At 26.8% G+C, this 6,418-nt stretch carries 5 protein-coding genes; 4 read left to right on the forward strand and 1 reads right to left on the reverse strand.

Going from position 1 to position 6,418, the window contains the following annotated elements; all coding sequences use genetic code 11:
* Window positions 1-50 precede the first annotated feature (50 nt).
* Window positions 51-2,900 carry a S8 family serine peptidase gene (locus tag GM111_RS03185; RefSeq protein WP_156299437.1) on the reverse strand — a complete coding sequence of 950 codons (2,850 nt, stop codon included), beginning with the start codon at window positions 2,898-2,900 and terminating at the stop codon, window positions 51-53.
* A gap of 408 nt (window positions 2,901-3,308) precedes the next feature.
* Between GM111_RS03185 and rpsL the strand changes: the two genes are divergently transcribed.
* The 4 genes from rpsL to GM111_RS03205 all read left to right on the forward strand — a co-directional run.
* The gene (rpsL, locus tag GM111_RS03190; protein ID WP_012858232.1) at window positions 3,309-3,680 is read left to right on the forward strand and encodes a 30S ribosomal protein S12; all 372 of its coding nucleotides are present in this window, start codon (window positions 3,309-3,311) and stop codon (window positions 3,678-3,680) included.
* Between the two features lie 31 nt (window positions 3,681-3,711).
* Window positions 3,712-4,182, forward strand: coding sequence for a 30S ribosomal protein S7 (gene rpsG / locus GM111_RS03195; RefSeq protein WP_156299438.1), 471 nt, complete (start codon window positions 3,712-3,714; stop codon window positions 4,180-4,182).
* Window positions 4,183-4,197: 15 nt separating this feature from the next.
* Window positions 4,198-6,273, forward strand: a complete 2,076-nt coding sequence (gene fusA, locus GM111_RS03200; RefSeq protein ID WP_156299439.1) for an elongation factor G — start codon at window positions 4,198-4,200, stop codon at window positions 6,271-6,273.
* Between the two features lie 21 nt (window positions 6,274-6,294).
* Window positions 6,295-6,418: GTP-binding protein (locus GM111_RS03205; protein WP_231479751.1), on the forward strand; the 124-nt coding region annotated here is incomplete at its 3' end.

The following is a 6,418-nucleotide window of genomic DNA, read 5'->3' on the forward strand; positions in this document are numbered from 1 at the left end:
CCCTCTTTGCTGTTTTTACAGTAAAGAGGGTCATGTTATTTTAAGGCTTATTAAAAAATCAAATTTAATCCTAAGCCTAAATTTTTATCTGTATCAATAGTTGCGTTGATATTGATATTCTTGTATCCTAGACCTATACTATATATTAATTTAAATGTATCAATTTTTTTTCCAAAAAAATTAGAATTTATATCTATTAAATTAACTTTTAGAGAATGGTTTTTAGTTAAATTAATTTTTGTTTGTAAGTTATTATTAATATTAAAATTATCATTTATTGTAGTTTTTGTATTTAATGATAATAAAAATGAGTGATTTAATAGCGTATTATTTAGTATTGTTAATCCAAATGAATTATTTTCTTTTTTAGATTTTTCAATATTTAATATACTAAATTCATAACCTATTTTTGGAGTAATATTTGTATTATTTATCTTAAAATCTTTACTTAAATTAGTTAATACATTTAAAGATGTAGATGAAATTTTGTTTTTTATTAAATCATTTTCTATGAGTCTTAATACATTTGTATAATTTCTACTAATATTAATACTATTTTCTAATTTTAATTTATTGTTAATAATATTAGTTATTGATAAAATATATGAAGTATTATTAAAATTACCTATATTATATTCAAAATTGTATTTTTGTTTTAATAAGCTAAAATTTAAATCTATACCATATAATTCATTAAATTTATTAGTAACTCCTAAAGTATATATGTTGTTTTTTTTAGAGAAACTAGTATAATAATTAGATTTAAATAAGTTAGATGTAGTATAAATATTAAAGTATATGTTAGTTTTTTTATTATTTAAAAAATATTTAATATTTTCATCATTATATGATTTTAAATTTTTTCCTTCTAATAAGTCATTAAAGAAGGTTGAATATATATCAGTGAAAATTTCTTTTTTTATTCTATCTTTATCAGAACTAGCTAAATTATAGATTCTAGGCGTAGCGATATTATAATTTGTAGGATTACTTAAGTATGAATTAAAAAATTTTTTTTCGTTTATGTTATAACTTGGTAAATCTTCTTTATATTTTGCATCTCTTAGTTTTTTAGTAAGAGGTTTAAATTCTATAATATATTCTTTATCATTTTCACTTATTTTAGGTTTTAAATAAAGATTTTCTAAATTTATATTATCTTTTAATTCATTTATTGAATTAATATTTTTTTTATTTATTAATATTTTAGAATTTAATAGATTTAAATTATAAGAATTTATATCATTGTTTAGATATCTTAATCTTCCGTTTGTTTTAAAGTACTCAGTTTTTATTAGTGAATTTTCACCTAGAAATGTTAAAGAATTATTATCTGCTTCATATTTTCTTAGATTTAATGGAGTATTAAAATATACGTTACCAGAATTATATATTTCAGAAAGTTTTAATTCATTTTTGTTGTTATCAATTTTAAAATTAGCATTTTTTTGTACTATATATTTGCTATCTGAATGATTTTTTAGTATTAAGGTACCTTCATTAATATATGTTTTAGTATTATATAATTGTTTTCCATTTAAAATTAAAGTACCTAGACCATCTTTATATAGCCCGGCTCCATTTTGTTTATAAAAAAGATTCTCACTTGTTAAAACTTTAGATGTTCTATATTTTCTACCATTTATTTCATATATTTCATCTTGATTTTTATTGTTGTTAATTTTACCTTTTAAACCACTAGTAATATCGTTGTCAAAACTATATTCTTTATCTTTATCTATATTTACATAAAAATATCTATTATTATCGTTATCATATATTTTATTTCGGATATCTTTAAAATACTTCTGTTCTTCTATTAATCCAGCGTTAAAATCAGAAGGGCCTTTTATAGCTTTTTCATAATCAACTATACCCCAACCTACATTATTATCAAGGAATTCATCATCGCCATCTTTTCTTTTTGCTGTAGTGAGTATTACTTGTTTTATTTGTTGATATGTTAAAAATGGATATTTTTTCTTAATTTCATATGCAAGTCTTGTAACTCTTGGAGCACCTACGGAAGTTCCGTATACATTTTTTTCATTAAATGATATATAGTTTGGTGTTGCTACACTAAAGCTTCTTAGTAATAGTGGAATTGCATATGCATTATATTTTGTTATCTCTCCAACGTTATTGTGATAATAATTTATGTTATCTTTATCAGTATATATTTTGGCTCGTTCATTTATATATCCGTCATTTAATTTTTTGAATTCATTTTCAGAAAGAGCGGCTGCAACGAAAATGCTTTCAGCTCTAGCTGCTCTTTGTATATCAGGGCTCATAATTTGATATGAATTTAGTATTTCAGATGAAAAGGTTTTATCTTTATTTATTGCATCTGAAGTATTTCCAAGGGCCTTTATTTTTAAAACTTTATTTTCTTTATATGTTTCATCAAAAATTAAAGATGATAAGTAGTGTTTTTCAAATTGATTTGTGTAATTTCCAGCTTTATCAATATATTTGTAATCTTCATTCAAAGTATGAAGATAATCACTACTATTACTGATACCGTATGACATATTTATTATACCGGATACTGGATAAAATCTTTGATCTATTGATCTTACTTCAATATCATTTTTATTGATATCATTTTTTTCATAATTTGCAAAATCATCATTATTTTTTATGAAAACTTTGAAAACTTCATAGGCATGATTTGAAGAACCGTTTTGTGCTCCTTTAGTTCGTACTTTAAATTCATTTATTATCTTATTTGAAGATGTTTTACTAAAACCTGATTCTATAATATAAACCTTATTTTCTATTGGTTTTGAAATTGGGTTATTTTTGGATTTTGGTGTATTTTCATTATCATTTTTATTAACTGATGAACATGAAATTAAAGTTAATAATAAAAAAGAACTTAATATATATTTTTTCATTTTTTCTCCAATTTATTTTTTTATATAATATAAATAATATCACAAAATAATAAAATTAAAAAGTAAATATAGAAAGGTGCAATATAAATTTTAAGTTAAAATAGTAAATATTCAAATGATATTTTTAAATTGTATTTTTGTTAAAAATTATATTTAGAAAAAAATTGACAAAATAACGAAAATAGTATATACTTATCTAGTACAACAGTTAATGTTGTGGTTGGATATATGTTTAAATTATTGTAATTTCTACTTTAAATGAGAGCATTTAAGGTAGTTTTCTTGTGTCTTTTATTGTTAGAACGTCAATGGAACCACGAGGGAATATAGACTTAAAAAAGGTAGAATGTTTTCACGATGATTTAACTATATATGAATATTAAAAAAATAAGTTTGGGAGGAGGAAATATGCCTACAATTAATCAATTAGTAAGATTTGGTAGAAGCACATCTGAAAAGAAAAAGAAATCACCTGCATTAAAAGGTAATCCACAAAAAAGAGGTGTTTGTGTAAGAGTTTATACAACTACACCTAAAAAACCTAACTCAGCGTTAAGAAAAGTTGCAAGGGTTAAATTAGTTAATGGTATTGAAGTTACTGCATACATTCCAGGAATTGGACATAACTTACAAGAACACTCTATCGTATTAATAAGAGGAGGAAGAACTAAGGATTTACCAGGGGTTAGATATAAAATAATAAGAGGAGCACTTGATACTGCAGGAGTTGTTAATAGAAAACAAGCTAGATCAAGATATGGTACTAAGAGACCTAAATAAATATAAATCATAAGGATGAAGGAGGCAAATCGTGTCAAGAAGAAAACAAGCTAAGAAAAGAGATGTTTTACCTGATTCAAAATTTAACGATATTATCGTAACTAAATTTATCAATGGATTAATGGTTGATGGTAAAAAATCAGTTGCAGAAAACATTTTTTATTCAGCATTAGAAGAAATTGAAAAAGAAACAAACGAATCAGGATATGAAATATTCAAAAGAGCTATGGAAAATGTAAAACCATCAGTAGAAGTTAGATCAAGAAGAATCGGAGGAGCTACATATCAAGTTCCAGTAGAGGTAAGAAAAGAAAGACAACAAACTTTAGCTATAAGATGGTTAGTTAGATATACAAGAGATAGAAAAGAGTATGGAATGATACTTAAACTTAAAAAAGAATTAATAGCTGCAGCTAATAATGAAGGTGGATCAATTAAGAAAAAAGATGACACTTACAAAATGGCAGAAGCTAATAGAGCGTTTGCTCACTATAAATGGTAATAATAGGAGGATATAATGGCTAGAAAAGTTGCTTTAAAAGATACTAGAAATATAGGTATCATGGCACATATAGATGCTGGTAAAACAACTACAACTGAAAGAATCTTATTCTATACAGGAGTTAACCATAAATTAGGAGAAGTTCATGATGGAGCTGCTACTATGGACTGGATGGAACAAGAACAAGAAAGAGGAATAACAATTACATCAGCAGCAACTACTTGCTTCTGGAAAGGACATAGAATTAACATTATAGATACTCCAGGCCACGTTGACTTTACTGTTGAAGTTGAAAGATCTTTAAGAGTATTAGATGGGGCTGTTGCAGTATTCTCAGCAGTTGACGGAGTACAACCTCAATCAGAAACAGTTTGGAGACAAGCAGATAAATATAATGTACCAAGACTTGCATTTTTCAATAAAATGGATAGAGTTGGTGCAGACTTTGATATGTGTGTAAACGATATTAAACAAAAATTAGGTGGAAACGGTGTACCTATACAATTACCAATTGGTGCTGAAGATGCATTTGAAGGTGTAATAGATTTAATTGAAATGAAAGAATATATCTTCACTGATAAACAAGGAGCAGACTATCAAGTGGTAGATGTAAGAGATTCATTAAAAGATGATGCAGAACTTGCAAGACATCACTTAATTGAATCAATTGTTGAAACTGATGAAGAATTAATGGAAAAATATTTTGCTGGAGAGGACATTACAGTTGATGAAATTAAAAGAGCGTTAAGAATAGCTACAATAGCAGGAACAGTAGTACCTGTAACATGTGGTACTGCATTTAAAAATAAAGGTATCCAACCCCTATTAGATGCTGTAGTTGCATATATGCCTTCACCAGTTGATATAGAAGCAGTTAAAGGGATAGATCCTAAAACAGATGCAGAAATTTCAAGAAAACCTGCTGATGAAGAAAAATTCTCAGCATTAGCATTCAAAATTGTTACAGATCCATTTGTAGGAAGATTATCATTCTTTAGAGTTTATTCAGGAGTTTTAGAAAAAGGTTCTTATGTATTAAACTCTACTAAAGATAAAAAAGAAAGAATGGGAAGATTACTTCAAATGCATGCTAATAAAAGAGATGAAATTGATATAGTATATGCTGGAGATATTGCAGCTGCAGTTGGATTAAAAGATACAACTACAGGAGATACATTATGTGCTGAAGATGCTCCAATTATTTTAGAAAGAATGGAATTCCCAGAACCAGTTATTTCGGTTGCAGTAGAACCTAAAACTAAGGCTGACCAAGAAAAAATGGGTACTGCATTAGCTAAACTTGCAGAAGAAGATCCTACTTTCCAAGTTAAATCTGACCAAGAAACAGGACAAACTATTATTGAAGGTATGGGAGAATTACATTTAGAAATAATTGTAGACCGTATGAAGAGAGAATTTAAAGTAGAAGCTAATGTTGGAAAACCACAAGTTGCTTATAGAGAAACTATACTTGGTTCATCAGATGTTGAAGAAAAATATGCTAAACAATCTGGAGGACGTGGACAATATGGACATGTTAAGATTAGAGTTGAAGCAAATGATGGAAAAGGATATGAATTTGTTAATGAAATTACAGGAGGAGCAATTCCTAGAGAATATATACCTGCTGTAGATAAAGGTATAAGAGAAGCTCTTGATTCAGGAGTTTTAGCTGGATATCCAGTACAAGATGTAAAAGTTACACTATATGATGGATCATACCATGAAGTGGATTCATCAGAAATGGCATTTAAAATTGCAGGATCTATGGCAATGAAAAAAGCTTTAAGAGCTGCAAATCCTATCTTACTTGAACCAATATTCAAGTTAGAAATTACAACACCTGAAGAATACATGGGAGATGTTATAGGAGATTTAAATTCTAGACGTGGAACTGTATCAGGAATGAATGATAGAAATAATGCTAAAATTATTTCAGGAGGAGTACCTTTATCAGAAATGTTTGGATATGCAACAGATTTAAGATCTAAAACTCAAGGAAGAGCTACATATTCAATGGAATTTGAAAAATATCAACAAGTACCTAAAATGTTAGCAGAAAAAGTTATTGCAGAAAGAACAGGAAAATAATAAACTAAAGGAGAAAATAAAATGGCAAAACAAAAGTTTGAAAGAAGTAAACCACACGTAAACGTTGGAACAATAGGACACGTAGATCACGGTAAAACAACAACAACAGCAGCTATTTCAAAAGTATTAGCATCAAAAGGATTAG

Source organism: Streptobacillus canis, from assembly GCF_009733925.1.
GTDB classification, from domain to species: Bacteria; Fusobacteriota; Fusobacteriia; order Fusobacteriales; family Leptotrichiaceae; genus Streptobacillus; species Streptobacillus canis.